Genomic DNA, 25568 nt, shown 5'->3' with positions numbered 1-25568 from the left:
AGCAGATGTTGACTTATCGTAGGAAGAAGATCGAAGTTTGTTAGTCGCTTTAAGCTAGACGATGCTACTCTCAAAAACAATCTTCCGTCATGTCAAGATGGATATCGTCTCCTAGACAATAAGCAAGCCATATCAGGTAATCTTGCCATTTACAGATGAAGAAAGTATGCCCACTTGAATAATTCAAGCATTGACAATTCACTATGCTTTTCACTCTATTGGAAAGACTACTTGGATGGCACTATTATGAACTTTAGATACAGCCTAACTGTACAGCTTCCGCTTTTCTAGCTTTGTATTCTTACCTATAAGAAAACGGGCTAAGACTATTATAGCAAGGAAACGCTCTTAACATGGTCAGGCATCTAAGCACTGCAGCCAAACGTTAGCTCTGTTAAAGCTGTTTTCTGCTCTATTTAATTAACAAACTGAAAATTATGTTAATATCCCATTTTAGATCTCAATCCAATAAAGGAGGAAGTTAATGGACAATATTAAAGACACAACTATTGAAGTTATCCAATCGGTTTTACCAATAACGATCGTTATTACTATTTTACAGTTCACATTGATCTGGTTGCCAACAGAAACATTTTTACAATTTTTAATTGGTGTTGTCCTGGTTGGTTTTGGCTTAATTCTATTTCTATTGGGAGTTAATATTGGTTTACTCCCTGTAGGTGAAATGATAGGTTCTGCCCTATCCAAGACAAAAAGTATTTGGCTCATTGTGATCTTTGGCTTTTTACTGGGAGTTGTTGTTACAATTGCTGAACCTGATGTGCGTGTACTTTCGACACAGGTGGATCAAGTATCAAACGGGGGAATTCCCAAAAGTGTACTTATTCTAGCTGTTGCCCTTGGTGTAGGTTTATTCGTAGCGCTATCTATGATAAGAATTGTCTTTTCTATCCCTATTACCTATATTCTTGCAGGAGGGTACGGGATTATTTTTCTCTTAGCTGCATTTACACCGACAACATTTGTACCTCTTTCATTTGATTCAGGTGGAGTAACCACTGGTCCGTTAACCGTGCCCTTTATTATGGCACTTGGAGTAGGAACTGCTTCCGTATTAAAAGGAAAGTCAGCATCCCAGGATGGTTTTGGGTTAGTAGCCTTAGCTTCCATCGGTCCAATTATATCTGTATTGATCTTAGGAGTGATTTATGGATGAACTTGCATATTTTTATAGGCTTTCAACAAATGATGGGAGAGGTTGCTATTGCCTTGCTTCCACTAGTTGGTTTGTTTTTGTTTTTCCAATTTTTCTTTCTAAAACTTTCCTATCGAAAATTAATAGATATAGCTGTTGGATTTATCTTAACATTTCTTGGACTGTCTTTCTTTCTGCAAGGGGTTCACATCGGATTTTTACCAATTGGGCAAATGATTGGAGTTGACCTTGGTTCCATTGAATTCGTTTGGCTGCTCATCCCAATCGGTTTTATCTTAGGCTTCTTTGCAGCATATGCCGAACCCGCTGTTCAAGTGCTGATCCATCAGGTAGAAAAAGCCTCCGGTGGGTACATTCCACAAAAAGTTTTACTTTACACCGTTTCAATTGGTGTCGGCATTTCGGTCGCTCTTTCCATGATCCGAATTCTTTTAGGAATTTCTCTATGGTATTTTATCTTGCCAGGTTATATAATTGCATTAATTATGGTAAAATACTCATCGAAAGCGTTCGCATCAATTGCGTTTGACTCTGGAGGGGTTGCTACAGGCCCAATGACAGCTACATTCATACTAGCTATGTTTGTTGGTATAGCTTCTGTAACGGAAGGCCGTGATCCATTACTTGATGGATTTGGTATGGTAGCACTTGTAGCTTTAGCTCCTATTTTATCTGTACTTACGTTAGGTATTTTATACAGTAGAAAGGAGAAGGAGCAGTATGCCCAAGAAACCAAAGCAAAAGCTCATCGTCACGATCGTTAGAAAAGAAAAAGCAAAAAAGGTCATATTTGCTTCAAAAAAAGCCGGTGCTAGCGGAGGAACGACCTTATTTGGAAAAGGCTTCAGACTACATGATAAAGATAGATTTCTCGGTATTCCGATTGAGCGTGAGCGGGAAATCATCTTAACATTAGTAGATGAAGAAATTTATCCAGCCGTTATGCAAGCGATTATCGACTCCGTCAACTTAAATAAACCCAAGCAAGGAGTCGGTTTCGTCATTAGCGCAAAACACATTACCGGCGTCCAACACTTACTGGGCTTAAACGATACAGATAACGAACCAGATGAAGAGGATGTGGAACTCAAAATGGAAGAGAAAATCATGTACGATCTGATTGTTACCATTATAAATAAAGGTGATTGTGAAAAGGTCGTTGATGCTTCTAAACGCGCAGGAGCAGAAGGTGGTACCATTTTAAGCGGGCGTGGTACCGGCATCCATGAACAAGCTAAACTATTTAACATATTAATTGAACCAGAAAAAGAAGTCGTTCTAACATTAATTAACAAGGAAAAAACAAATGATGTACTAAAGACAATTGAAGAAGAAGCTGAATTAAACACAGCAGGAAAAGGGATTGCTTTTGTGATTGATGTGGAACAAACTATTGGAATTAATCATGTGTTAAATCAGATGGTAAATGAAAAATTTAATCGATAAAGTCTTTGTTCATTGCTTAGATGAATTTATCGAAAGTAAAGGTTGACAATTTAGTGAGAGAAGTTATCAAGTAGATAAGGAAGTCGAAGAAACAAATAATTAGTTTATTTTTTTCTCTACCTATTCATCCTTTTATGAACAAAAACTAGAAGCGCCCGTACAAACGGCAGAGCTCTGACGAGATAGAGGGAAACTTTATTCAGGATTGCTATTCTCCTTGAAAAAGAAGAACGCTTTTTCTGCGTGCGATGCGTCGCTGACGTAGCTTTTCTTGTCCTTGAAAAAGAAGAACGCTTTTTCTGCGTGCGATGCGTCGCTGACGTAGCTTTTCTTGTCCTTGAAAAAGAAGAACGCTTTTTCTGCGTGCGATGCGTCGCTGACGTAGCTTTTCTTGTCCTGTCGCCCAAACGAATCGGGAACTTAGGAACCGCTTCTCTCATAAAGCTTGCAAAATAATAAGCAGCTATTTTAAATAAGAGAAATACGCTCCTAATATTCGGGATAAAGAAAAGATGCCTCTAAAACAGGGATATGCCGACGCCTGAGCGGCAAGCCCGCTTTTAGTCGGCCTTCCTTTAGATTCGAACCGATGCTGACTTATCCCGGAAAGAAGAAGATCGAAGTTTTTACTACATCTTGAGCGCTTAAGCTCGACGATATTCTAAAATAGTTATTCACAATGTAGAAAAACGGATATAGTTGCTTTTAAGAATATATGCTAATGTAAAGCCTCTAATAAATGGATCGTTAATAACCGGATAAAGAACAATATCATAGTATTCGATATAAAACTAAATTTATACTTTTCAACACATAAAAGAACCTGCCAATTGACATACATATCAATTCCGACAGATTTATTCAGGCTATACCTGCTGTAGTACTTCTTTAATATCTGTCTCTCCAGAAATAAGATCAAAAGATTTACGGATTGTGTTAGGTTCATCTAATACCGCAACAATGGTTTTGGCAACATCGACTCTTGGAATCTTTCCAATCTCTAAATCATCTGTAGCAACAACTTTTCCAGTACCGGGTTCATTTAATAACCAGCCTGGACGGATAATCGTATAATTTAACTTACTTGCCTCGAGCATTCGATCTGCATAATGCTTGGCAACATAATATGGCTTTAGCTCATCAATCCAGTTTTCCCTACGATGTGCCTGTATCGTACTTACCAAGACAAACCGTTTGGCTCCTACTTTTTCAGCCGCCTCCATCGTTTTTACTGCTCCATCTAAATCAATTAATAAGGTTTTATCATAGCCTGTACTTCCACCAGAGCCGGCAGAGAATACAACCGCATCCGCACCTTGCATCGCTTTTTCAAGTTCAGATACAGATCCCTCTAAATTAGCTAATACTGCGTCGAACCCTTGTTCTTTTAGATCATCCAGTTGCTCCTGCTTCCTTACCATTGCTTTAACCGAATGCTTATCACTTGCTGATAACTGCTGTAACACCTGCTTACCGATTTGTCCATTTGCGCCAACTAAAAATACCTTCATGACAGCTAACTCCTTTCTTTCGCTTTATTCGTACATGATGGATAAAAAGCCTATTTCCTTTGTACGATCTAAAAAAGGGTTGCATCTATTTATTGTGGCATCTGTAAAAAAATCCCTGTTTTTTAATTATGACAAACAAATAAAGGGGAAGCAAATAAACTGCTTTACATCCGTTTTTAACCACCGATTTTACAACAGTTCTACAGTTGACTAGCAATACATAAGCTGCTATGCACATTCGCAGCTTAGTTTTTCGGTAGTAGGCTCTACTGCTTCTGTATTTTTTTTACATAAAGTCCTCAACAAAATCCGTTCAACTTGTTAAACACCTACTCGCTTGCAATTATTAAATAAAGGGCAGCTCCTGCACAGTGGCTTTACTTTGCAATATACCTTTGCATGCTCCACAATGAGGGCATGGAATTCTTGATATGCTTGGAGATTAGTGGGGAAGTTTGATTCAACCTCGACTCGAAAAGATTGGTCACTCGTTGGCATATCCAAACCAAATCGTTTAAAAATTCGCCTCGCATACGCATCTGCAACAAAGACGGGACGATTAAACGCATAAAGCAGCATGACATTGGCTGTCTCCTCCCCAATTCCGTAAATTCCCAACAACTCTGCTCGCAGTTGTTCCGTTTCCTTATATTGTAATTTTTTATGATGATAATCATAGTTTTTATACCAATGAAGAAGGGCTTTCAGACGCTTAGCCTTCTGATTATAAAATCCACTTGACCGAATTGCGATTGCCACTTTCTCTGTCGGCATTGAAGCTAGCTTCTCCGGATTCAAAACAGGAGAGAGATTTTGAATTGCTTTAACGACATTATTCCAGTTTGTACGTTGGACAAGAATAGCTCCAACCATTATCTCAAATATACTTTCTGCTGGCCACCAACCTTGTGGGCCATAATAATGCAGCAACTTCTTATATATAATTTCATAAGTTTGCATATTCTATCAAGCCCCTTTTGCACACACACTTTTAGCATTTTTACATTCGCTTAACATTTTACAATCATATCTATCTCCTCATCTATTGTAGCAACTTATTTTGTTACATGGCAAACGTATTCTCCCCGTCCCATCACGTTTCCCCAAATAAAAAAATCCCAAGTTTTCTTCAAGACAACCATTAATTCACTAGCAAAATGTGAGGGAATTCCTTAATAATTTACAAAACCTTTACATTCACATCATACTTATTTAATATTTGCCTACTATACTAGCTAGTGAGAGGCATAAACCTCAATTTTATATCTACTCAAAATAGGGGAGGCAATTTTAATGAAGTTCAAGAAGTATCTTATGTTTCTTCTTATCGCTGCACTTGCAGTAGTAGTTGCAGCTTGTGGCTCAGATTCAAAAGAAGGAGACAACAAAGAGAAAGAAAACGAAACATCTGAAAATACTGGCGCAGAAAGCGATTCAAAAGTAGAAGGTAGCGTCGTTATCGACGGATCTGGTACGGTTTATCCTCTAATGGCTAAATTAGCTGAAGAGTATATGGTGGAAAAACCTGATGTCTCTGTAGAAGTTAGCCGAGCTGGAACTAGTGCAGGATTTGAAAAATTCTTAGTAAAAGATGGAACTGATTTTAATGATGCTTCTCGTGTAATTAAAGATGAAGAGAAAGCAAAAGCTGAAGAGCTTGGAATGGAAATAAAAGAATTAAAAGTTGCTTTAGATGGACTAACAATTGTAACTCACCCGGACAATGATTGGGCTACTGAATTAACTCAAGATCAAGTAAAAGATATTTTCCTTGGTAAATCCACAAAATGGTCTGATATAAATCCAAAATGGCCAGATGAAAAAATTCAAACTTATGGACCAAACGAAAACCATGGAACATACGAATTTTTCTATGAAAATATATTAGAAGAACAAGATCTAGTAAGTGATATTAACCTACAACAAGATTATTCAACGCTTGTAACTCTTGTTGCTGAAGATAAAAACGCAATTGGCTTCTTTGGTTTTGGTTACTATGACAATAACAAAGATAAAGTGAAAGCTGTAAAAATTGACTTTGGTGAAGGTCCAGTTGAACCATCTCTTGACACCATTGCTGAAGACGGCGACTACGCTGGCTACACTCGTCCAGTATTCACTTACTTAAATGTAGATCATGCAAAAGAAAAGCCTCAAGTACTTGATTATGCACTATTTATTATGAATAATGTGAATAAATTCGCTGGCGAAACTGGCTTTGCACCAATTCCAGAAGAAGAAGCAAAAACCCTAATTAGCGATTTGGAAGCTCTAAAAAAATAATATAGTGACCTCAACCATTAGTAGGAAAAGCTACTAATGGTTTCACTCTTATTTTTAGAAAAAGTGCTTCTTTCAAATAGAGGACGACATCTGGATTCATACAAGATCTAACTCTTCTTAGTAAGTACAAGTTCAATAAATTACCATTTTGTACATCCTCTATTTATTGCATAACATTTACCATATAACTAAGAAGATGAGGGCTGGTACGCTCTCATCTTCTTGTGAGTTGTTTCGTTCAAGAAAGGAGGCCCCTTGATGGCACTGAACAGCAAGATAGACAATCACGATAAAGTTAGTATTAAAGGTATGATTACAGAGAAAAAAAACGGTCCAAATATAAATAGAGCAATGGAAAAGATAATGCCAGTGCTCCTTTTCTTGATTGCCGCTGTTTCTATTTTAACAACAATCGCTATTGTATATACGTTATTAACGGAAACAATAGAATTCTTTAAGCGCGTTCCCATTTTAGAATTCTTTACTGGAACCGTGCTAAAACCATTAAGTCAAAATCCTGAATTCGGTGTACTTCCACTAATTAACGGTACTATTATTTCTTCAGTTATCGCTATGCTCGTTGCCGGTCCAATTGGAATTATGACAGCAATTTTCTTAAGTGAATATGCATCTGATCGGGTAAGAAGAATGCTAAAGCCGATGCTCGAATTACTTGCAGGAATTCCTACGATTGTTTATGGTTTCTTTGCATTTACATTTGTAACACCACTTATTCGTGAATTTTTCCCAAGTGTGGAAGCAACTAATATTTTAAGTCCCGGATTAGTAATGGGAGTTATGATTATTCCAATGATTGCTTCCCTTTCTGAAGATGCAATGACTTCCGTTCCCAATGCGATGCGTGAAGGTGCACTTGCATTAGGAGCTACGAAACTAGAGGTTACTTTTCGAGTTGTAATTCCAGCAGCGCTATCTGGAATTATTGCATCCTTTGTTCTTGGTATATCTCGTGCGATTGGCGAAACAATGATTGTAACGATCGCAAGTGGAAGCTCTAAGAACTTCACATTTGATATTACACAATCCATGCAAACAATGACGGCTTATATTGTTGAAGTATCCGGCGGGGAAGCACCTGCAGGCTCAACCATTTACTATAGTTTATATGCGGTGGCCATGACATTGTTTGTGTTCACGTTAATTATGAATCTATTTGCAAGATATGTCTCTCGTAAGTTTAGGGAGGAATATTAATCATGAAACATGTAAATAGAGAGCAAGTTCAACAAAAAATGAACGGTCGAATTTTAAAAAATAATATCTTAAAAACGATCTTCTTTCTATCTACCCTTTTTGGCTTAGTCGTACTTGCCATTTTAATTATCCGTGTCATCATGCAAGGTGTCAGCTGGATCAATATGGATTTCTTAACCAATCGTTTATCTACTTCTCCTGAACAAGCAGGAATTATGGGGGCTATCTTAGGAACATTCTGGCTCATGGTCGTTGTTATTCCCGTAACCCTAATATTAGGAGTTGGTACAGCTATTTATTTAGAGCTGTACGCAAAAAAAGGAAGATTCCATTCATTTGTACAAACGAACATCGCCAATTTAGCCGGTGTCCCTTCCATTGTTTATGGGATTCTTGGGATGACATTATTTGTTCGCGCGCTTGAATTTGGCAATATTGTATTGGCTGGTGGTCTAACCATGTCTTTACTTGTACTGCCAATTATCATCGTAGCGTCACAAGAAGCTATTCGTGCAGTACCACAACATCTTAGTGAAGCTTCCTATGGAATGGGAGCAACAAAATGGCAAACCGTAAAAAATATCGTTTTGCCGGCAGCACTTCCTGGTATTTTAACAGGGTCGATCCTTTCTTTGTCCAGAGCGATTGGGGAAACAGCACCACTGGTTGTGCTCGGTATTCCAGCATTGCTTATTCCTTTTCCAACTGGACTATTTGACAAATTCACCGTGCTTCCAATGCAAGTCTACTATTGGACAATTGACTCTTCCTTAGTTGCAGAATATGCCAACTTAGCTGCCGCAACAATTATTGTCCTGCTTGTATTACTATTCATTTTGAACGCAACGGCAATTTTTATTCGCAATAAGTTCCAAAAACGATATTAAGAGGAGTGAAGCAAATGGCCACATTAACAAAACCCAAGGTTACAACGAATGCACAGGTTACTATTACAGAAACTGCTGCAACAATAAAAGCAAAATCAGATAAACGAATCGTTTTTGATTCAAAAGACTTAAATTTATGGTATGGCGATACGCATGCGTTGAAAGATATTAACCTATCGATTTATGAAAAAGAAGTTACTGCTATTATCGGGCCATCCGGTTGTGGTAAATCAACTTATTTAAAAACACTAAATCGTATGGTTGAGCTCGTACCCGGTGTTAAAACTACTGGAGAAATCATGTATAATGACAAAAGTATTTTAGATAAATCATTTAAAGTAGAAGATTTGCGCACGCGCGTTGGTATGGTGTTCCAAAAACCAAATCCATTTCCAAAATCCATCTATGAAAATATCGCCTATGGCCCAAAAATCCATGGCATTCGCAACAAAAAGATTCTTGATGAAATCGTAGAAAAAAGTTTACGTGGTGCTTCGATTTGGGATGAAGTAAAAGACCGATTGAAAGAAAATGCTTACGGCCTTTCCGGCGGACAACAACAACGAATTTGTATTGCCCGCTGCTTAGCGATCGAGCCAGATGTTATTTTAATGGATGAGCCTACATCAGCCCTCGATCCGAAGTCTACCTTACGTATTGAAGAGCTCATACAAGAATTGAAAAAGGATTATTCAATTATTATCGTTACGCATAATATGCAACAAGCGGCACGTATTTCCGATCGCACTGCGTTTTTCCTAAATGGGGAAATCATAGAATTTGACAAAACAGATACTATCTTTACCAACCCGGCAGATAGCCGTACAGAAGATTATATTTCCGGCCGCTTTGGATAAAATGATCCATTGTATACAATGTGAATGAAGTTTAAAGATATTTTGTAAAATCGCTCCCCTTTATATTATATATTAGAAAGACTTGGCTTGTCGCCAAGTCTTTATGGCGAAAGCTATAGTTTTTCTTATACTATAAACCATAAGTTTTATACTTTCCTATAGTATAAAAAAACTAGGCAATCACCATAGCATAAGAGCTTGGTGATTGCCTAATTGCGTTTATCCATCATTTTCGGTTATTTCTGGGTCCACATTTAAATGACATCGGACTTAATTTATGCCTGAATGATATACATTCTAGACGAACTAAAAATCCTGACGTTAACAAACAGGATTTTTATATGTCATAAAGTTTAAAACTACACTCGCACAAGAAGAAAGCCGGAACAAACTGTTAATTGAATAGAAATGTATATATATTGCTTTGGTTAGACTACTCAAGCTTTCAGCTAGTTGTTCTTCCTTTTGACTTTATCGTGCTCTAAGTCCGTGACGATATCCTATTCCGACTTTACAGCTTTCTGCTTCGCAATGATCCAGACCGTTCTTCTAGCTCCAATCGTAGTATCGGTATTCTTATGTATCCATGAATGAATGCTTTTCTGTTTATTCTTCCTAAGAAATTTGAAATTGCTCCGTATGTTGAGCTAAAGCGGCGGATATATCCGTAAGTTGTTTTCCAATCTGCTGATTCGCCCTTAATTGTACTACCTGTTCATCACTGTTCGTAAGACAAAAATACTTTTTTAAAAAAAGTTATCCACCATGGCAAACGGATATAGTCTTCTTAGACAATTAAAAAGGAGCTCTAGACATAGCTAGAACTCCCAATAAATTCTTTAAAATTAACGAAGTAATTGAAGTACACCTTGTGGCGTTTGATTAGCTTGTGCAAGCATTGATTGAGCTGCTTGAGTAAGAATGTTGTTCTTCGTAAATGCCATCATTTCTTTAGCCATATCTACGTCACGAATACGAGATTCAGCAGCAGTTAAGTTCTCTGCAGAAGCTCCTAGGTTGTTAATTGTGTGCTCTAAGCGGTTTTGGATTGCACCAAGCTTAGCACGCTGTGTAGATACAACATTTGTTGCATCTTGAATCGTTTTAATAGCTGCGTCTGCCTCTTCTTGAGTTGCAATTGAAATAGTTCCGCCTGTTTGCTCAGTAGGGTCGATTGTTTCAGTAACTCCTGTTTTAGCAGTAACTGTTCCATCTGCAGCAAGTTCTACATCTGATACTGCGTAATAGTCAGCACCAACTTTTACTGCTACTAGGTCTCCAGTATTAGCATCCGTCAATACATCCAGTGATAGGGTATCAGGATTAGTTAGGGCGTCAAAGCCAGTTATTTGATCTACACCTTCAGTGTCTTTATCTGCAGTGTCTTGAGTATATTTATTAGTTGGAGTGCCGGCTTTTAAACCAATAGCTTCCGTATCCATTTTTTCAATCGATACAGTGATGCTTTGACCTTTATTTGCACCAATATGGAATACTTTATCTTTAAATGATCCATCAAGTAATTTTTGCGTGTTAAATTCAGTTCTGCTATTCGCAATTTCATCGATTTCTTCCATTAATGCATTGATTTCTTCTTGCATTGCTTCACGGTCAACGGCATCCATGTTTGTATCGTTTGCTGATTGTACTGCTAACTCATTCATACGTTGTAAAATAGCATGTGTTTCTGTTAGAGCTCCTTCAGCAGTTTGCACTAAAGAAATACCGTCTTGTGCATTTTTTTGAGCCATTTCAAGACCACGAATTTGGCCACGCATTTTTTCAGAAATAGCTAGACCAGCTGCATCGTCTCCAGCTTTATTGATGCGAAGACCTGAAGAAAGTTTTTCTAGAGAGCTTTGTACAGCAGTGTTGTTTGCTGATAGTTGGCGGTGCGTATTTAACGCCGCAATGTTGTGATTAATAATCATGTTTTTCTACCTCCGTGTTTTGTTTTTATACTAGCGGTCCTTATCCTTTTGAGTTGCTAGTATTTATATATAATAATCTCCTAACATTAGGAGTTATTATCTTATTTACGCAGCCAATTATGGGAATAGTATTCACAGTCAGGTTAACTTTTTAAACTGTTTAAGTAGTTAACTATTCTCCTTTTAGTGACTCAATCTTTATATCGGTAGATTCATAGAATGTTTAAGGTTTTTTATAAAAAATTTTTAACTTGTACTTTTTAGTTCCTTTACATATAAAAGAAAACTTGAACTGGTGTTATGTTTTGAAGCAGATAATGACCTATCCCCTTATCCTTAAAGCCTTATAAAGTCGAATCTACTTCTTAACATATAAAAAGTGGGGGGTCTAACATACATTTATTTAGTAAAAACTCTTCCAGTAAAGGTTTTTTTCCTCTTACGGTGGATAAAATAAAAATAAGCTGACAAAGAAACTTGCTTTTTTGTTGCTGCTTTGTAGTAGGTGCATTATTCCTTTTCATCATGTAATTTTTGATTCAAGCAATGTTTAATTCTGCATACTAAAATAAATGGAACATTTAAGATTATATTGGTCTGCTTTTATCGCTTATACAATTTTTACACACTTACAGATAAGACAAAGTTTCATTTTTTTTCAAAACATAAAATTTATCGGTATAATAAAAAAGAAGATTATTTTCTGGAAGGGTTGTTCAACATGGACTTATCGTTGCAAATGCTTACTTTTCTTGTATCTGCTATGCTTATTGTCGGAGTGGTGGCTGCAAAATTTTCCTCAAGACTCGGATTACCTGCCCTTGTTCTATTCCTCTTAATCGGTATGGGCTTAAATAAATTCATCTACTTTGGAAATGTTCACTTGATGCAGCTGATTGGAATTATGGCATTAATTATTATCCTATTTGACGGCGGTGTCCATACAAAATGGGAGCTTGTTCGTCCAATTATTGGCGCTGCCGGATTACTTGCGACAATCGGTGTTTTACTTACGACCATCTTAACGGGAATTGCTGCAATGTACATATTAGATCTTACCTTATTAGAAGGTATGCTATTTGGAGCAATTGTAGGCTCAACCGATGCCGCTGCTGTATTTTCGGTTCTCAGCGGTAAAAATATAAAAGCAAAGCTCAAATCAACATTGGAAGCAGAATCAGGCTCGAATGATCCGATGGCTGTCTTCCTCACTGTAGCTTTTATCGAGTTAATTCAAATTCCGGATGCTTCCATCTGGACAACAGTCGGCAGCTTTTTTCTCCAAATGAGCTTAGGCCTAATTCTTGGAATAGTGCTTGGAAAAGTTACCGTTCTTTTCATTAATAATATTGATCTGGATACATCTGGACTATATCCTGCTCTTGCAGTCGGTATGGCAACAGCTACGTATTTTATTTCTGACTTTCTCGGTGGCAGTGGCTTACTTGCCGTTTATGTGATGGCAATGTTTGTCGGCAATAGCGATTTAATGTATCGCTTCTCGATTATGCGCTTTAACGAAGGATTTGCTTGGATGATGCAAATTCTTATGTTTATATTACTTGGACTTTTTGTCTTTCCGAACCAATTGCCATCTGTTTTCTGGCAAGGCATATTATTAACACTTATCTTAATGTTTATTGCAAGACCTGTCGCTGTATTTATTACAATGTTGTTTATGAAATACAGCCTAAAGGAAAAGCTGTTTATCTCTTGGGCAGGGCTAAAGGGCGCTGTACCAATCGTCCTAGCAACTTACCCGATTGCCGCAAACGTTGAAAATAGTGATCTTATTTTTAACGCTGTCTTCTTTGTTGTGCTTATATCCGCACTTGTACAAGGAGGTTCATTATCTTGGCTGGCCTCTAAACTCCATTTAACCGGAGAAAAAAGGGAGCCTGGTCAACCATCAGTGGAGTTAATTCACTTAGGCAACACAGAAGCAGAAATTATGGAAGTACGTATCTCTTCTCAGTCGAATGCTATTAACCAAACATTAAATGATATTGAATTTCCCGATGATACATTAGTTATTGGGATCATTCGTGACAAACAAATCATCACACCAACCGGTGATACAGCTATTTTAGAGGACGATACTGTTTATGTGTTGAGTAATAAGAAAAATAGAGTAAAAGCAAAGAAAGTATTAGTCGGGCAAAAAGAAAAAAAAGTTCCTGCAAAAAAAAGTTGAAAAAGAAGCATAGAATTAGCTATAATTCAACCTTTTTATTTCCTGGCAGGTAAAGGCAGGAGCTGTCCAATCAGGCGATGTATTGGGCCGCTCCTTTTGTATCACTTCGATTTTCATGCTTTCAGCTTTAGACCGTGGTTTATTCCGACTTTGTAGTATTCCATTTCAACATCGAGGCGGTCGTCTCTCTCAACTTTTCGATGTTCTGTTTCAACTTCGGGGCGGTCTCTCTCAACTTTTCGATGTTCTGTTTCAACTTCGAGGCGGTCGTCTCTCTCAACTTTTCGATGTTCTGTTTCAACTTCGGGGCGGTCTCTCTCAACTTTTCGATGTTCTGTTTCAACTTCGGGGCGGTCCCTCTCGACTTTTCGATGTTCTGTTTCAACTTCGGGGCGGTCCCTCTCGACTTTTCGATGTTCTGTTTCAACTTCGGGGTGGTCCCTCTCGACTTTTCGATGTTCTGTTTCAATTTCATGGCGTTTTCTTTCGATTTTTGAAGGTCCCCTCCCAAGGTTTATATCTCTCCTTTATATTATTTTTTACTAAGCCTATGCTACTTTTTTTCATTTATTATTGAATATAAATATGAAACCTGGACAGGTATGGATTTGCTGCTAAAATATGAGGACTATCCAATTCGATTAAATTCGACAGCATATTTTAGTAGGGAAAGAAAAATAAAAGAATGGAGGAGTGATCATGAAGCTATATTTAGACCCTGGTCATGGTGGATCTGACAACGGTGCATCTGGTAATGGATTATATGAAAAGAATATAACATTAGATATCGCAACAAGAATAAGAAATATCTTGACAAATGAGTATAGCAATATTCAAGTAAGGATGAGCAGGACGACAGACGCTACCGTTAGCCTCGCTCAGCGTACTAATGATGCAAATAGCTGGGGTGCAGATTATTTTCTTTCGATTCATTGTAATGCTTTTAATGGTTCTGCTAGGGGGTATGAGGACTATATTCATTCTTCGCTCTCTGATAATTCTGAAACGGGGCGTTATCAGGATCTGCTTCACACTGAGATTACGAAAGTAAATAATTTGCAGAATCGGGGGCAGAAGAAAGCGAATTTTCACGTATTGCGAGAGTCGGCCATGCCAGCTCTGTTAACAGAAAATGGCTTTATTGATAATCCTAATGATGCTGCGTTAATGCGTACTGCTTCATGGAGAGAGGCAGTTGCTCGTGGTCACGTTAACGGGTTGGAAAAAGCGTTCAACCTGCAAAAAAAGGCAAGCTCCAAATCCGTTTTCCGAATTATCGCTGGTTCATTTAAAGCAAAAGATCATGCGGAACAACGTGTTCAGATGCTAAAAACAAAAGGGATTGATTCCTTTGTTGCACTAATTACGATTTCTGGAGAAAAGTGGTATCGAGTTCAGGCAGGTGCATTTACAAATAAAACGAATGCTGAAGCTCACTTGGCTAAAGTGAAACGTGCAGGTGTGCAAGATGCCTATATAGTTAGAGAAAATCGGTAAACAGGTAACGTTGTTGAATTAAAGCGATACAAGCAAGTGTCCTTTTTATGAAAAAGGCACTTGTTTTTACTTGTGCATGAAGAAATATCCCAGCTTAGAAATAATTCTGCGTCATAAAAATGGTAAACTTAAGTACAACTAAGCAATTACTTCAGTTATAGCAATAGCATCAACTCATTTTTAGTTGGCGACAGATTAGATTGAAATAGTACTATTTTTTAAAGACATAAGAATATACTTACAATGGACTCAATTCGTGATCATTATTAGATACTTATATAATATTCGTACTCTTTAGTCCAACACCATTCCTATTTTGAAAATGTACATGTAACAGTCTTTCTTGAAACACTTCGTAGGAATTTTTATTTACTATTGGAGGATTTATGATGTATAGAGATCTTATTACCGTGTGGAGCCCCTTTATTCTTGCTGGTTTTTTCGCCACAATTGCAATCATTGTTCTAGCACGTTATCTTAACCGAACCATTGTTTATCTGATTACTACAGTTGTTAGCCTGCTTAACTTCACCCTATTTATTCTTAGTATCTTTGCTGATGGAAATTGGGCGGAGATAGGGATTGGTTTATTTGCCATCACCATCCTAATCGGGGTAAATATAGGTGTTCTATTTAGTATATTTATTATACATAAGTAAAGGGCAGTTTCATTTATAGCGCTTTTCCTCATCTCCTACTACTATATAAGTAAAACAAACATTTTTTTGCGTGCGCTCTATCGTTTTACTTGTTACTCTGGAAAAAGAAAAACACTTTTTCTGTATAGCCGGAGCAGAATGCCGGAAGTTAAATCAACACCGTATAGTTAATACAGAACAATCAAGAAGTCTTTCTTGTTCAAACGAATCAGTTAGGTACAGTTATCTCCGATTAGCCTTTACGTATTAGCTTTAACTCTTAAAATGGAAGTCTTGATACGAGATAAAACTAAATATGGTTATTTCACTAACATTTATACGTTCACCAATAAAAAATAAGGTGACGAGGGAAGCCGATTTATCATAGGAGTTTGGCTAGACGAAGCTACTTTTAAACCAGTAAAAACGAATATCGACAACAAAAAGCACTACGTTATTTTACATAGTGCTTTATATTGCATAGGTCCACTGAATATGGACACATGTCTTCATCATTTCTTCGCCATTACATCATCAAGGACATATGTTCTCAATGCATGAGCGACTCCATGTTGGTCATAATTTTTAGTTGTGTATGTCGTTTCTTGCTTTACTTCATCCTCGGCATTTCCCATACTAATGCTTATTCCAGCCACTTTGAACATGGACAGATCATTAAAATTATCCCCAATCGCAACAGTATTTTTCATTGGGATGTTAAAATGTTTTGCCAGTAGTTCGAGTGCATATCCTTTACTTGCTCGATGATGAGCAATTTCAAGTTTTTCTCTCCCTGAAGAAGTGATGGATATATCCTTCCTTGAGTCAATCCAATTCTTTAATTGGTCCCGCTTTTTGCTAAGCAGAGATAGTACAAATACTTTATACACTCCCTCATACGATGAACAGACCGTTTCATAGTCATCAACTATTTGTAAGCCATGCTGTCCACGCTGAATGGCAATCATTTGATCAAGACTCACGAGGATATCTTTACCGACATTAGATAGCTCTTTTCGTAAAATTGTTTCCATGTTCTTTTCTAGTAATATACCATCATTTGTATACATCTCAAAGTATACTTCTAAGTCTTGTAAAAATGACATTAACTCTTTCACTACATCAGTTTCTAAATATAGTTGATGTAAATCTATTCCATGATGAAATGATCTTGCACCATTACCAACAATTATGGGACAATCAAGTTTAGCGCGACGAATAATTTCCTTCGTATCATGCAAAGATCTACCAGTAGCAATAGATACAATATGTCCTTTATCCTGTACCTCGCGAATGGAACGTACATTCTCCATACTTATCGTCCCATCATCTGCTAGTAGTGTTCCATCTAAGTCAATCGCAATTAGCTTCAATGCGGCCCCTCCTCATTTGCAAGTATATAAATGTTATCTGTATCACATTCTCTACTATTGTATCAGAAGGCCTCCCTCAATGCTTGAGAAAAGCCTTTTAAATAATACTTCGTATAATGGTGTAGTAGCATAAAGGTGTTTATTTATTCACAAACTGATCGTTGATAGATAATGCTATCCCAATTATAGTGAGGTTCCCAAAATAAAATTGGTTAAAAACTTAGGTGGCGCCATATACCAATTATTTAATAACCGCATCCGCCACTTTACCTTCACTGCCAACCATTTTAATTTTGGATATGACCATTGATTTTGCTGCTTCCTTCGCTTTTTGTAAATAAGATCGTGGATCCAGGTTATCAGGATTATCTACAAAATGCTCCCGAATGGCAATGGAGTAGGCATTTTTTAGTTCTGTCGAAACATTGACCTTTGCCATACCTAGTGCTACACATTTGCGTACATCATCTTCTGGTACAGCCGAACCTCCATGTAATACGAGCGGAATGTCTATGATTTTACTAATTTGTTTAATTCGCGCAAAGTCAATATCAGGTTCACCTTTATATATCCCGTGTGCTGTACCTATTGCTGGGGCAAGCGTTGGTACACCAGTTAAGGAAACAAATTCCTTACACTCCTCTGGTACCGCTTTTTGGGCATCTTTTTCGGAAACGACAATATCTTCTTCTACCCCGCCAACTTTGCCTAGTTCTGCTTCTACATTTACACCTAAAGATCCTGCCAGTTCCATCACTTGCTTCGTTTGCTGCACATTTTCCGCAAATGGGTGCCTTGAAGCATCGATCATGACAGATGTGTAGCCTGCACGAACAGCTTGCTTAATGACTTCATAATCAGTACAGTGATCCAAATGGAGACCTGTTGGGATGTTATAAAAATCTGCTGCTGCCGTGGCAACTTTTACGATATTTTCTGCCCCAAGCGCTTTCACAGTACCTACAGTTGTTTGTAATATAACTGGTGATCTCATTTCCGCTGCTGCTTCCAATACCCAATAAATGCTGTCAAACGAATGAATATTAAAAGCAACAATTCCATAATTTTCGTTTTTTGCCAGTTCCAGCATGGGTGTCGTTGATATAAGTGGCATATTAATCGTCCTCTCTTGAGATAGCTTGACTTACAATATGAGCAAGTTCAATTTCTGTTGTTGCTGTTAGCATCGCTTGTCTGATTTCTTCATTGATTAATGCTCGAGATAATGCGGATAGTGCTTGTAAATGTGTTGTTCCTGCCTCCGATTTCGGAATGAGCAAGGATAGAAAGAAAAATGCCGGCTTCCCGTCAAATGACTCCCACTCTATTCCTGTTTCCGTACGTACAATAATAATTGCTGGCTTCTTGACTTCATCCACTTGGGTATGTGGAATAGCAAATCCTTCCTGAAAGCCGGTTGTGCTCTCTTCTTCTCGAGCCTTTAGCCCTTCTACAACAGCTTCAGCAGAATTGGCAATTCCATTTGCAACAGCGATATCAGCTATCGTTTGAAAGACTCCTTGCTGTGAAGATGCTGTTGCTTGAAGTTTAATAAATTCTGGCTGAATCATCTGTTTCATAACCTAATCACCCTTCGATTTTTTTCTTTTGAGCTGCTTTTTTTCGATACATTCCATAGAGAAGTGCTCCTACTAATGATCCTACAAGGATAGATAGCACCCATTGAAATGCTCCTGTTACGACAGGTAGAACTAAAAATCCTCCATGTGGTGCTGGTACCTGTACTTTAAACAAATACGTCATTATTGCCGCAATACTAGAACCAAGCATAATAATTGGTAAAACGACTATTGGGTTTTTAGCGGCAAATGGAATAGCACCTTCCGTAATGTGGGTAGAACCTAAAATAAAGTTAACAGCTCCAGCATTTCGCTCCTCTTTAGAAAAATATTTTGGAAACATGACGGTTGCAAAAGCAATAATGAATGGCGGCGCAATACAAGCAGCTGATACACCGGCCATAAAATATAAGTTGCCTTCAGCTAGTAATAAAGTTCCTGTTACATATGCCGCCTTGTTAAATGGACCACCCATATCAAATCCACACATAGCACCGACAATCAGACCGAGTAATAATGGATTCGTTGATTGAACAGACGCTAAGAAATCCATCAAACCTTCGTTTAACCCCGTAACCGGAATAATAATTGGTTTCATAATTATACCAATTAGAAAAATACCAAGTACTGGGTACAAAAATATCGATTTTAATCCATCCAACGAGCGTGGTAAATTTTTCAATAGTTTTTGCAATAAGATAATAATATAACCTGCAATAAATCCTGCTAATATACCTCCCAAAAAACCTGCTCCGCCTTGGCTAGCTAATAAACCGCCAATAAAGCCAACTACCATACCCGGTCGTTTCGCAATCGATTCGGCAATAAACGCTGCCAAAATTGGCACCATCAAACTAAATCCTAAACCCCCAACCTCTTTTAGTAAGGCTGCGAATTCGTTATATTGCTCATGTTTCGGATCAGCGGAGTAGATACCAAACAAAAATGATACAGCGATGAGTACCCCGCCACCGACAACAAATGGCAGCATATGAGATACACCATTCATTAAATGTTTGTAAATCGTATGGATCCACTTGCCATTCGTATGGTGAGTTGCACCTTCAACATTATTTGCGTCCTGTTCACCGGATCCCTTATAATCTGAAGCATAGTACACTGGAGCTTGTCCATTTAATATTTGCTGAATAAGTGTTTCTGGTTCCCGAATCCCTTTAGCTACCGGAACATCTACGACTGACTTCCCATGAAAACGGTCTGCTTGCACATCTTTATCGGCCGCAATGATGACGCCATCTGCTTCTTTGATATCCTGTGGTGTCAATGCGTTTTCAATACCGACTTGCCCGTGTGTTTCTACTTTAATTTCCACATTTAATTTTTCAGCTGCTTTTTGTAAAGCTTCCGCAGCCATAAATGTGTGCGCAATACCTGTTGGACAACCTGTAGCAGCAACAATTTTTTTCTTTGCCATGCTTTTTTACCTCCCTAGACTTGTTATATGAACTTGATTCATTAACTCTGGTATATCCGTTAAATCACTTAATCCTTTAGAAAATGCTGTCGATGCACCTGTAGCTACAGCATAAGCAAGTGCCTCAGCCGGGCTTTTATTACCGATTGTTTTGGCGATAAAAGCAGCTAATAAAGCATCTCCCGCACAAGCAGTGTTGACTACTTTCCCTTTAGGAGAACTCGCTTTGATGACGGTTTGCTTATCTATATATAGTGCCCCGTCTTCTCCTCTGGAAATAATGACATGTCTTGCTCCCCGTTGAATCAATTCTTCGCCATATGCCATCATCTGTTCTTCCGATAGGGAGCTTTCGCCAAATAGCTGTGCCAGTTCATCTTCATTCGGCTTTAATAAATATGGACCATAAGGAAGTGTCTCTAAAACAACAGATGAACTAGAATCAAGGATCAGTTTCACAGCATTCTTATTACAGATGTTTGCGATGGTAACTAAAACACGTTCATCTACCCCACGCGGAAGACTTCCGGATACGATTAAGATACTTTCTGCAGGAATTTCGTTTATTTTTTTCAACAGTTTATCTAAAGCCTGTTGATCAATAAATGGTCCTCGATTGACAATTTTGTATTCCTCATCAGCATTTATAAATACGTTAATACGCGTATTGCCATCGACTTTAATAAAATCCGTAGTTATATCTAATTTCTCTAGTTCTTCTTGAATGAAATCACCTGAGAATCCACCGATAAATCCGAACGCCGTATTAGCTATTCCCATTTTCTTCAGCATCAAAGAGACATTGACACCTTTTCCGTTTGGCTGGTAATCTTCATCGTACGTTCGATTCACAGTACTCGGCTTTAACACTTCCATCGCCACATACAAATCGATGGCGGTGTTCATTGTGCATGTATAGATCACAGCCTCACCTACTTTCTCTCTTGTTACTTTTAGTATGGCACAGATTTTTATGTAAATGTTTTCAGTTTATGTAAACCCATATACAAGAGCAAAAACTAGAAGCGCTCAAGTTAGACGTACAAACTGGAGAGCTTCTGACTGATAACGAAAACATGCCCCTGAGACAGGGATATGCCGACGCCTGAGCGGCAAGCCCGCTTTTAGTCGGTCTATTCAAGTCTTATCGTAGGAGAATTGCTCGTTTGCTAGCAAACGACAATTAAGCTAGACGGCGAAGTTACTTTTCAAAAAAAGTTATTCACCATAGGGAAACAGATATCATTTCCTAAACAAAAAAGCCACTTACTGAGAAACCCATTCGTGCCTCAGTAAGTGGCAAAACGCCTTATTTTCTTGTTCGAATCACATAAGAGTCAAGCAGTATCCTCGCAATGACATTAAGCGATAGACGAGATCGTACCTCATATTCTGGAAACAGGGAATGCTCTGTTTTATAACCTAATAAAGTCATGTCAGATAAACGGCTTAGGGACGAATCCACTTTCGTGGTTAAGGTGATTGTCGTCACTTGTCTAATATTTAAGTTTTGACACGCTTCTACAAGCTCTTCCGTTTCACCATTTAATGATATAAAAATCGCGATATCATGTCTCGTAACTTTGCGGGATTTCACGCGAATAATATTTGGATCCTCATGCGTTTCACAGATTTTATCTAATGCTTGCAGCTTAATCATCATTTCTTTTGCAATCATCTCTGAAAAGCCGCGACTAAAAATGTAAATCCGCTCTGCTTTATACATTTTCTGAACAACATCTTCAATTTGTCCAATGCTCTGCAGCTGAATCGTTCGGGATACTTCTTCTTCATTTTTCTTAATGACTTGTTTAATATCATCATCAATATCTGCCAACAAATCATTGGTATCCACCATTTGCTTATCTTGTTTCAACCGATATTTAAATGAAGTATAACCATTATAACCAATTTTCTTCATTAATCGAACAATCGTTGCTGTCGATACATTTGCCTGTTCACTAAGTGTAACAATTGACATATCAGCTATTTCATCCATATGCTCATGAATGAACTCAAGTAAGTACCTTTCACTTTGACTGAGCATGGAATACGTTTGATGAGGAATATTGAATAAAGGCTTGTCCATGTTAACCTCCCATTCATGGGGTACGTCAGAAATATGCCACACCATTTGTAATCAGGGGGCTTTTAACCCAATAGATAGTTAGAAAATGACGTTGTCCCCCACCTGCTAATGGGGGATATTTCTGCCCATTTCTACAATTAATCGTTGTAAACTACTTTTACAAACTTAAAACGGAATGAGTATAGAGAATGGTTAATCTTATATCTTATCGTATTCGTTAAAGCTTCCACCGTCAAGATCTAATGGCTTCTGTCATGATAGCTTTTTAAGAACTGCTTTTGCTTTTCCATTATACAGATTCATAAATACCACTGAATGGAAGGTATTGATATTTATTTCGATGACGCTTCTATAAATAAAGCTTATATCATTAATTTTACTTTCACAATATACCAGAGCTATTCCTTCGTAAATTTAATCGTACTTCTTACTGTATCAATCGGCCGTACCATGTGCTCAATTTCTTTTCGTTTCGGTTCAAGAAATGGCGGTAAAGACAGCTTTTCCCCTAGTGTTTCATATGGTTCATCACTCATAAATCCAGGTCCCTCTGTTGCGAATTCAAACAAAATTTGCGGTGCCACGCGCATGTAAAGCGATTCAAAATAATATCGATTAACGAACCCAGAAGTTTGGAAGCCAAAGTTTTCCATTCGCGTTTTCCACTTTTCTAACATAGAATGATCTTCCACCCGAAAAGCTGCATGATGTACTGTTCCATAACCTTGAAGTGCATTAGTCATCGTATCGTTTGGTTCCACAATTACTTGAGCACCATTTCCTCCTGCTCCCATTTCAAACAGATGCAACCCGTTCTCCTCGGCGACTTCTGTAAACTCGAACACTTTTTCCAAGATTTCTTTAAAATGATCGAATTTAGCAATTCGGATAAAAATAGGTCCTAAAGCCGTAATAGCATACTCTAAGGGAATAGGTCCCTTTTGCCAAGGAATCCCTGCTTCTACACCGCGATTATATTCATCTGAGATAAGTTGATATTGCTGATCGTCAAAGTCAACAAAAGCTAATGTTTTTTTACCAAATTGCTCTTGGATTCCTGTATGTTTCACTTCCAATCGGTCAAATCGCTCTACCCAATAGGCAAGAGCTGCATCAGAAGGCACACGAAACGAAGTCTTATAAATCTCATTCGTTCCATGTGATCCTTTAGAAATTCCCGGAAAATCGAAAAAGGTCATATCAGTACCGGGATTGCCTTTATCGTCTGCAAAGAACAAATGATACGTTTGAATATCGTCTTGGTTTACTGTCTTTTTAACTAAGCGCATACCGAGTACATATGTGAAAAACTCATAAATTTTCTCTGCACTGCTTGTAATAGCTGTTACGTGATGAATCCCCTTTAACTGATTCATTCCACAACCTCCCACCGAATTTATTATGAATTAATAATGTCTTAATTCATAATAAAAATAACATAAATTACTGCTCATGTCTACTTATACTAGATTGTATTCCCAAATTTACTTATTTATGTTACAGACAACTTACAGATAATCATTTTCCCATTAGAAAAACTTAGCTTATCGCCAAGTCTTTATGGCGAAAGCTATCGTTTTTCTTATACTATAAACCATAAAGTTTTATACTTTCCTATAGTGGAACAAAAGCTAGAAGTGCTTGGCTTACGGCGTACAAACGGCAGACCTACTCGAGATAAAGTGAAACTTTATTCAAAGAATGCTCTTGTCCTTGAAAAAGAAGAACACTTTTTCTGCGTGCGATGTATTGCTGGTAGCAACTCTGTCCTTGAAAAAGAAGAACGCTTTTTCTGCGTGCGGTGTATTGCTGTCGTAGCTTTCCTTGTCCTTGAAAAAGAAGAACGCTTTTTCTGCGTGCGGTGTGTCGCTGTCGTAGCCTTTCCTTGTCCTTGAAAAAGAAGAACGCTTTTTCTGCGTGCGGTGTGTCGCTGTCGTAGCTTTCCTTGTCCTTGAAAAAGAAGAACGCTTTTTCTGCGTGCGGTGTATTGCTGTCGTAGCTTTCCTTGTCCTTGAAAAAGAAGAACGCTTTTTTTGCGTGCGGTGTGTCGCTGTCGTAGCCTTTCCTTGTCCTTGAAAAAGAAGAACGCTTTTTCTGCGTGCGATGTATTGCTGGTAGCAACTCTGTCCTTGAAAAAGAAGAACGCTTTTTCTGCGTGCGGTGTATTGCTGTCGTAGCTTTCCTTGTCCTTGAAAAAGAAGAACGCTTTTTCTGCGTGCGGTGTATTGCTGTCGTAGCTTTCCTTGTCCTTGAAAAAGAAGAACGCTTTTTCTGCGTGCGGTGTGTCGCTGTCGTAGCCTTTCCTTGTCCTGTCGACCCGAATGAATTGGGGATTTAGTAGCCATTTTTCCACCATGTTCGGTGATAAGCAGATCTGGAAATGAGAAAAATACGGCTTCTTACATTCGGGATAAAGGAAACATGCCTCTAAAACAGGGGTATGGCGACTGGGCGACCAAGCCCGCTTTTAGTCGGCCTTTCTTTAGATTCGAGACGATGTTGACTCATCCCAGAAAGAAGTTTGAAGTTTGCTAGCAGCACAAGCGCTTAAGCTAGACGAAGCTACTTTTATAAATCAAATTTATAATTTCCTATCAATAAAAAAACCATTATCCTAACATTACTTTTAGAATAATGGACTGTAAAAAGGGGCTAACTATTACAATCTACTGGAAATGTATCTACCATAAAACATGCAACTAGTTACAGCTAACGTATAGCAAAATCACTTGCTCATTGCTTTTAATACGTGAAATAAATAATACTTTAATTCTTCCGTAGTGTGTACTGTTTTATCCGCTACACTAGGTTGATTTGCAGGTAACTGTTTTGCTGGATTAAGCCAAACGCCTGTCCAGCCGGCTTGATGGGCACCAATCATATCGATTTGATAGTTATCGCCAATATACCAGGCAGCCTGTTTAGTAAAGTGGAATCTATCTTCGGCTAATTCAAATATTCTCCGATCTGGCTTTGCAAGATGTTCTTCCTCTGAAACGATAATTTCTTTGTCAGAAAAATAGTTATTTAACCCTAGATTTTTCACTTTTTTCCGCTGGTTACATGATGGCCCATTCGTGATGATAAGCGTTTGTATCCCTTTATCTTGCAAGAAATCCAATATTTCTTTTATATAAGGTCTTAATTCGATATGCTCCTGATTATTTTTATACATTGCTTGAAATGCCAGAGCTTCCTGCTTGGTAATCGTAATATTCACTTCCTGTAACGTCTCTTGAATACGAAATACATAAGATTCTTCTAATGTCCAACGTTTTCTAGTCACCTGTTCAAATCCGATATCACTATTTTTTTGATAGATAGGATAAATCTGGCTAAAGTTAAGTTGCTTCGTTGCTGAAAACTCTTTAAATGTCTTCTTTAGCGGCAAAGTTCGATCGTATAAGGTGTCATCTAAATCAAAGGCTATTATAGTCATAGTTTCTCTCCTCAAT

Annotated in this window: 24 protein-coding genes; 10 read left to right on the top strand and 14 right to left on the bottom strand. The window is 38.0% G+C overall.

Annotation, left to right across the window (positions count from 1 at the left end):
• Nucleotides 1-484: 484 nt before the first annotated feature.
• The 3 genes from KQI21_RS07150 to KQI21_RS07140 are packed head-to-tail and all read left to right on the top strand — an operon-like array spanning nt 485 to nt 2623.
• Nucleotides 485-1177 carry a DUF1538 domain-containing protein gene (locus KQI21_RS07150; RefSeq protein ID WP_216483530.1) on the top strand — a complete coding sequence of 231 codons (693 nt, stop codon included), beginning with the start codon at nt 485-487 and terminating at the stop codon, nt 1175-1177.
• Nucleotides 1174-1941, top strand: coding sequence for a DUF1538 domain-containing protein (locus KQI21_RS07145; RefSeq protein WP_216483529.1), 768 nt, complete (start codon nt 1174-1176; stop codon nt 1939-1941). The genes KQI21_RS07150 and KQI21_RS07145 overlap by 4 nt, the downstream gene beginning before the upstream one ends.
• Complete coding sequence (locus KQI21_RS07140; RefSeq protein ID WP_216483528.1) at nt 1898-2623, top strand: P-II family nitrogen regulator; 726 nt, start codon at nt 1898-1900, stop codon at nt 2621-2623. Before KQI21_RS07145 ends, KQI21_RS07140 begins: the two co-directional genes overlap by 44 nt.
• Nucleotides 2624-2739: 116 nt before the next feature.
• Here the strand turns inward: KQI21_RS07140 and KQI21_RS07135 are convergent, their stop codons facing one another.
• From KQI21_RS07135 to KQI21_RS07125, 3 genes are all read right to left on the bottom strand, one after another.
• On the bottom strand, nt 2740-3063 hold the full coding sequence (locus KQI21_RS07135; RefSeq protein WP_216483527.1) for a hypothetical protein: 324 nt from the start codon (nt 3061-3063) through the stop codon (nt 2740-2742).
• A gap of 426 nt (nt 3064-3489) precedes the next feature.
• A complete protein-coding gene (locus KQI21_RS07130) occupies nt 3490-4134 on the bottom strand; it encodes an SDR family oxidoreductase (RefSeq protein WP_216483526.1) in 645 nt (214 codons plus the stop codon).
• A 321-nt stretch (nt 4135-4455) separates the two neighbouring features.
• A complete protein-coding gene (locus KQI21_RS07125; protein WP_216483525.1) occupies nt 4456-5094 on the bottom strand; it encodes an endonuclease III domain-containing protein in 639 nt (212 codons plus the stop codon).
• A gap of 333 nt (nt 5095-5427) precedes the next feature.
• Between KQI21_RS07125 and KQI21_RS07120 the strand changes: the two genes are divergently transcribed.
• From KQI21_RS07120 to pstB, 4 genes are all read left to right on the top strand, one after another.
• Nucleotides 5428-6417 carry a PstS family phosphate ABC transporter substrate-binding protein gene (locus KQI21_RS07120; RefSeq protein ID WP_216483524.1) on the top strand — a complete coding sequence of 330 codons (990 nt, stop codon included), beginning with the start codon at nt 5428-5430 and terminating at the stop codon, nt 6415-6417.
• A gap of 309 nt (nt 6418-6726) precedes the next feature.
• The gene (gene pstC, locus KQI21_RS07115) at nt 6727-7632 is read left to right on the top strand and encodes a phosphate ABC transporter permease subunit PstC (protein WP_373687638.1); all 906 of its coding nucleotides are present in this window, start codon (nt 6727-6729) and stop codon (nt 7630-7632) included.
• A 2-nt stretch (nt 7633-7634) separates the two neighbouring features.
• The gene (gene pstA / locus KQI21_RS07110) at nt 7635-8519 is read left to right on the top strand and encodes a phosphate ABC transporter permease PstA (RefSeq protein WP_216483522.1); all 885 of its coding nucleotides are present in this window, start codon (nt 7635-7637) and stop codon (nt 8517-8519) included.
• 14 nt (nt 8520-8533) lie between these two features.
• Nucleotides 8534-9376, top strand: a complete 843-nt coding sequence (gene pstB, locus KQI21_RS07105; RefSeq protein WP_216483521.1) for a phosphate ABC transporter ATP-binding protein PstB — start codon at nt 8534-8536, stop codon at nt 9374-9376.
• 845 nt (nt 9377-10221) lie between these two features.
• Here pstB and KQI21_RS07100 read toward each other — a convergent pair.
• On the bottom strand, nt 10222-11307 hold the full coding sequence (locus tag KQI21_RS07100) for a flagellin N-terminal helical domain-containing protein (protein ID WP_216483520.1): 1086 nt from the start codon (nt 11305-11307) through the stop codon (nt 10222-10224).
• Between the two features lie 721 nt (nt 11308-12028).
• On the opposite strand from KQI21_RS07100, the gene KQI21_RS07095 reads away from it, so the two are divergent.
• Nucleotides 12029-13501: a potassium/proton antiporter gene (locus KQI21_RS07095; RefSeq protein ID WP_216483519.1), complete on the top strand. Its 1473-nt coding sequence runs from the start codon at nt 12029-12031 to the stop codon at nt 13499-13501.
• Between the two features lie 139 nt (nt 13502-13640).
• On the opposite strand, the gene KQI21_RS07090 is transcribed toward KQI21_RS07095, so the two are convergent.
• Nucleotides 13641-14012 carry a hypothetical protein gene (locus tag KQI21_RS07090; protein WP_216483518.1) on the bottom strand — a complete coding sequence of 124 codons (372 nt, stop codon included), beginning with the start codon at nt 14010-14012 and terminating at the stop codon, nt 13641-13643.
• 185 nt (nt 14013-14197) lie between these two features.
• Between KQI21_RS07090 and KQI21_RS07085 the strand changes: the two genes are divergently transcribed.
• Together KQI21_RS07085 and KQI21_RS07080 are read left to right on the top strand one after the other, a co-directional pair.
• Complete coding sequence (locus KQI21_RS07085) at nt 14198-14998, top strand: N-acetylmuramoyl-L-alanine amidase (RefSeq protein WP_216483599.1); 801 nt, start codon at nt 14198-14200, stop codon at nt 14996-14998.
• Nucleotides 14999-15387: 389 nt separating this feature from the next.
• Entirely contained in the window at nt 15388-15657 is a 270-nt protein-coding gene (locus KQI21_RS07080) for a YesK family protein (RefSeq protein ID WP_216483517.1), read from the top strand.
• Nucleotides 15658-16148: 491 nt separating this feature from the next.
• Here the strand turns inward: KQI21_RS07080 and KQI21_RS07075 are convergent, their stop codons facing one another.
• The 9 genes from KQI21_RS07075 to KQI21_RS07035 all read right to left on the bottom strand — a co-directional run bounded on the left by KQI21_RS07075 (nt 16149) and on the right by KQI21_RS07035 (nt 25552).
• Entirely contained in the window at nt 16149-17009 is an 861-nt protein-coding gene (locus KQI21_RS07075; protein ID WP_216483516.1) for a Cof-type HAD-IIB family hydrolase, read from the bottom strand.
• A 241-nt stretch (nt 17010-17250) separates the two neighbouring features.
• Complete coding sequence (locus KQI21_RS07070) at nt 17251-18123, bottom strand: class II fructose-bisphosphate aldolase (protein ID WP_216483515.1); 873 nt, start codon at nt 18121-18123, stop codon at nt 17251-17253.
• 1 nt (nt 18124) lies between these two features.
• Nucleotides 18125-18589 carry a PTS sugar transporter subunit IIA gene (locus tag KQI21_RS07065; RefSeq protein WP_253291350.1) on the bottom strand — a complete coding sequence of 155 codons (465 nt, stop codon included), beginning with the start codon at nt 18587-18589 and terminating at the stop codon, nt 18125-18127.
• A gap of 7 nt (nt 18590-18596) precedes the next feature.
• The gene (locus KQI21_RS07060) at nt 18597-20024 is read right to left on the bottom strand and encodes a PTS fructose transporter subunit IIC (protein ID WP_216483514.1); all 1428 of its coding nucleotides are present in this window, start codon (nt 20022-20024) and stop codon (nt 18597-18599) included.
• Between the two features lie 6 nt (nt 20025-20030).
• On the bottom strand, nt 20031-20948 hold the full coding sequence (gene pfkB, locus KQI21_RS07055) for a 1-phosphofructokinase (RefSeq protein ID WP_216483513.1): 918 nt from the start codon (nt 20946-20948) through the stop codon (nt 20031-20033).
• 385 nt (nt 20949-21333) lie between these two features.
• Nucleotides 21334-22113, bottom strand: coding sequence for a MurR/RpiR family transcriptional regulator (locus KQI21_RS07050; protein ID WP_077318659.1), 780 nt, complete (start codon nt 22111-22113; stop codon nt 21334-21336).
• A gap of 398 nt (nt 22114-22511) precedes the next feature.
• Nucleotides 22512-23489, bottom strand: coding sequence for a ring-cleaving dioxygenase (locus KQI21_RS07045; protein ID WP_216483512.1), 978 nt, complete (start codon nt 23487-23489; stop codon nt 22512-22514).
• Between the two features lie 314 nt (nt 23490-23803).
• Nucleotides 23804-24469, bottom strand: coding sequence for a hypothetical protein (locus KQI21_RS07040; RefSeq protein WP_216483511.1), 666 nt, complete (start codon nt 24467-24469; stop codon nt 23804-23806).
• Nucleotides 24470-24838: 369 nt separating this feature from the next.
• Nucleotides 24839-25552, bottom strand: a complete 714-nt coding sequence (locus tag KQI21_RS07035; RefSeq protein WP_216483509.1) for an HAD family hydrolase — start codon at nt 25550-25552, stop codon at nt 24839-24841.
• Nucleotides 25553-25568: the final 16 nt, after the last annotated feature.

The organism is Virgibacillus proomii (assembly GCF_018916875.1).
Lineage (GTDB): Bacteria > Bacillota > Bacilli > Bacillales > Amphibacillaceae > Virgibacillus > Virgibacillus proomii_B.
This window is presented reverse-complemented; position numbering and strand designations above follow the sequence as displayed.

Bases quoted from the DNA above. Each gene is read 5' to 3' on its own strand.
- KQI21_RS07150 (WP_216483530.1), top strand. From the start codon at position 485: ATGGACAATATTAAAGACACAACTATTGAAGTTATCCAATCGGTTTTA.
- KQI21_RS07070 (WP_216483515.1), bottom strand. From the start codon at position 18,123: ATGCCACTTATATCAACGACACCCATGCTGGAACTGGCAAAAAACGAA.
- KQI21_RS07130 (WP_216483526.1), bottom strand. From the start codon at position 4,134: ATGAAGGTATTTTTAGTTGGCGCAAATGGACAAATCGGTAAGCAGGTG.
- KQI21_RS07145 (WP_216483529.1), top strand. From the start codon at position 1,174: ATGAACTTGCATATTTTTATAGGCTTTCAACAAATGATGGGAGAGGTT.
- KQI21_RS07045 (WP_216483512.1), bottom strand. From the start codon at position 23,489: ATGAATCAGTTAAAGGGGATTCATCACGTAACAGCTATTACAAGCAGT.
- KQI21_RS07065 (WP_253291350.1), bottom strand. From the start codon at position 18,589: ATGAAACAGATGATTCAGCCAGAATTTATTAAACTTCAAGCAACAGCA.
- pstB (WP_216483521.1), top strand. From the start codon at position 8,534: ATGGCCACATTAACAAAACCCAAGGTTACAACGAATGCACAGGTTACT.
- KQI21_RS07040 (WP_216483511.1), bottom strand. From the start codon at position 24,469: ATGGTGGAAAAATGGCTACTAAATCCCCAATTCATTCGGGTCGACAGG.
- KQI21_RS07120 (WP_216483524.1), top strand. From the start codon at position 5,428: ATGAAGTTCAAGAAGTATCTTATGTTTCTTCTTATCGCTGCACTTGCA.
- KQI21_RS07060 (WP_216483514.1), bottom strand. From the start codon at position 20,024: ATGGCAAAGAAAAAAATTGTTGCTGCTACAGGTTGTCCAACAGGTATT.
- pstA (WP_216483522.1), top strand. From the start codon at position 7,635: ATGAAACATGTAAATAGAGAGCAAGTTCAACAAAAAATGAACGGTCGA.
- KQI21_RS07095 (WP_216483519.1), top strand. From the start codon at position 12,029: ATGGACTTATCGTTGCAAATGCTTACTTTTCTTGTATCTGCTATGCTT.
- KQI21_RS07125 (WP_216483525.1), bottom strand. From the start codon at position 5,094: ATGCAAACTTATGAAATTATATATAAGAAGTTGCTGCATTATTATGGC.
- KQI21_RS07135 (WP_216483527.1), bottom strand. From the start codon at position 3,063: ATGAGAGAAGCGGTTCCTAAGTTCCCGATTCGTTTGGGCGACAGGACA.
- KQI21_RS07035 (WP_216483509.1), bottom strand. From the start codon at position 25,552: ATGACTATAATAGCCTTTGATTTAGATGACACCTTATACGATCGAACT.
- KQI21_RS07050 (WP_077318659.1), bottom strand. From the start codon at position 22,113: ATGGACAAGCCTTTATTCAATATTCCTCATCAAACGTATTCCATGCTC.
- pstC (WP_373687638.1), top strand. From the start codon at position 6,727: ATGATTACAGAGAAAAAAAACGGTCCAAATATAAATAGAGCAATGGAA.
- KQI21_RS07140 (WP_216483528.1), top strand. From the start codon at position 1,898: ATGCCCAAGAAACCAAAGCAAAAGCTCATCGTCACGATCGTTAGAAAA.
- KQI21_RS07080 (WP_216483517.1), top strand. From the start codon at position 15,388: ATGTATAGAGATCTTATTACCGTGTGGAGCCCCTTTATTCTTGCTGGT.
- KQI21_RS07100 (WP_216483520.1), bottom strand. From the start codon at position 11,307: ATGATTATTAATCACAACATTGCGGCGTTAAATACGCACCGCCAACTA.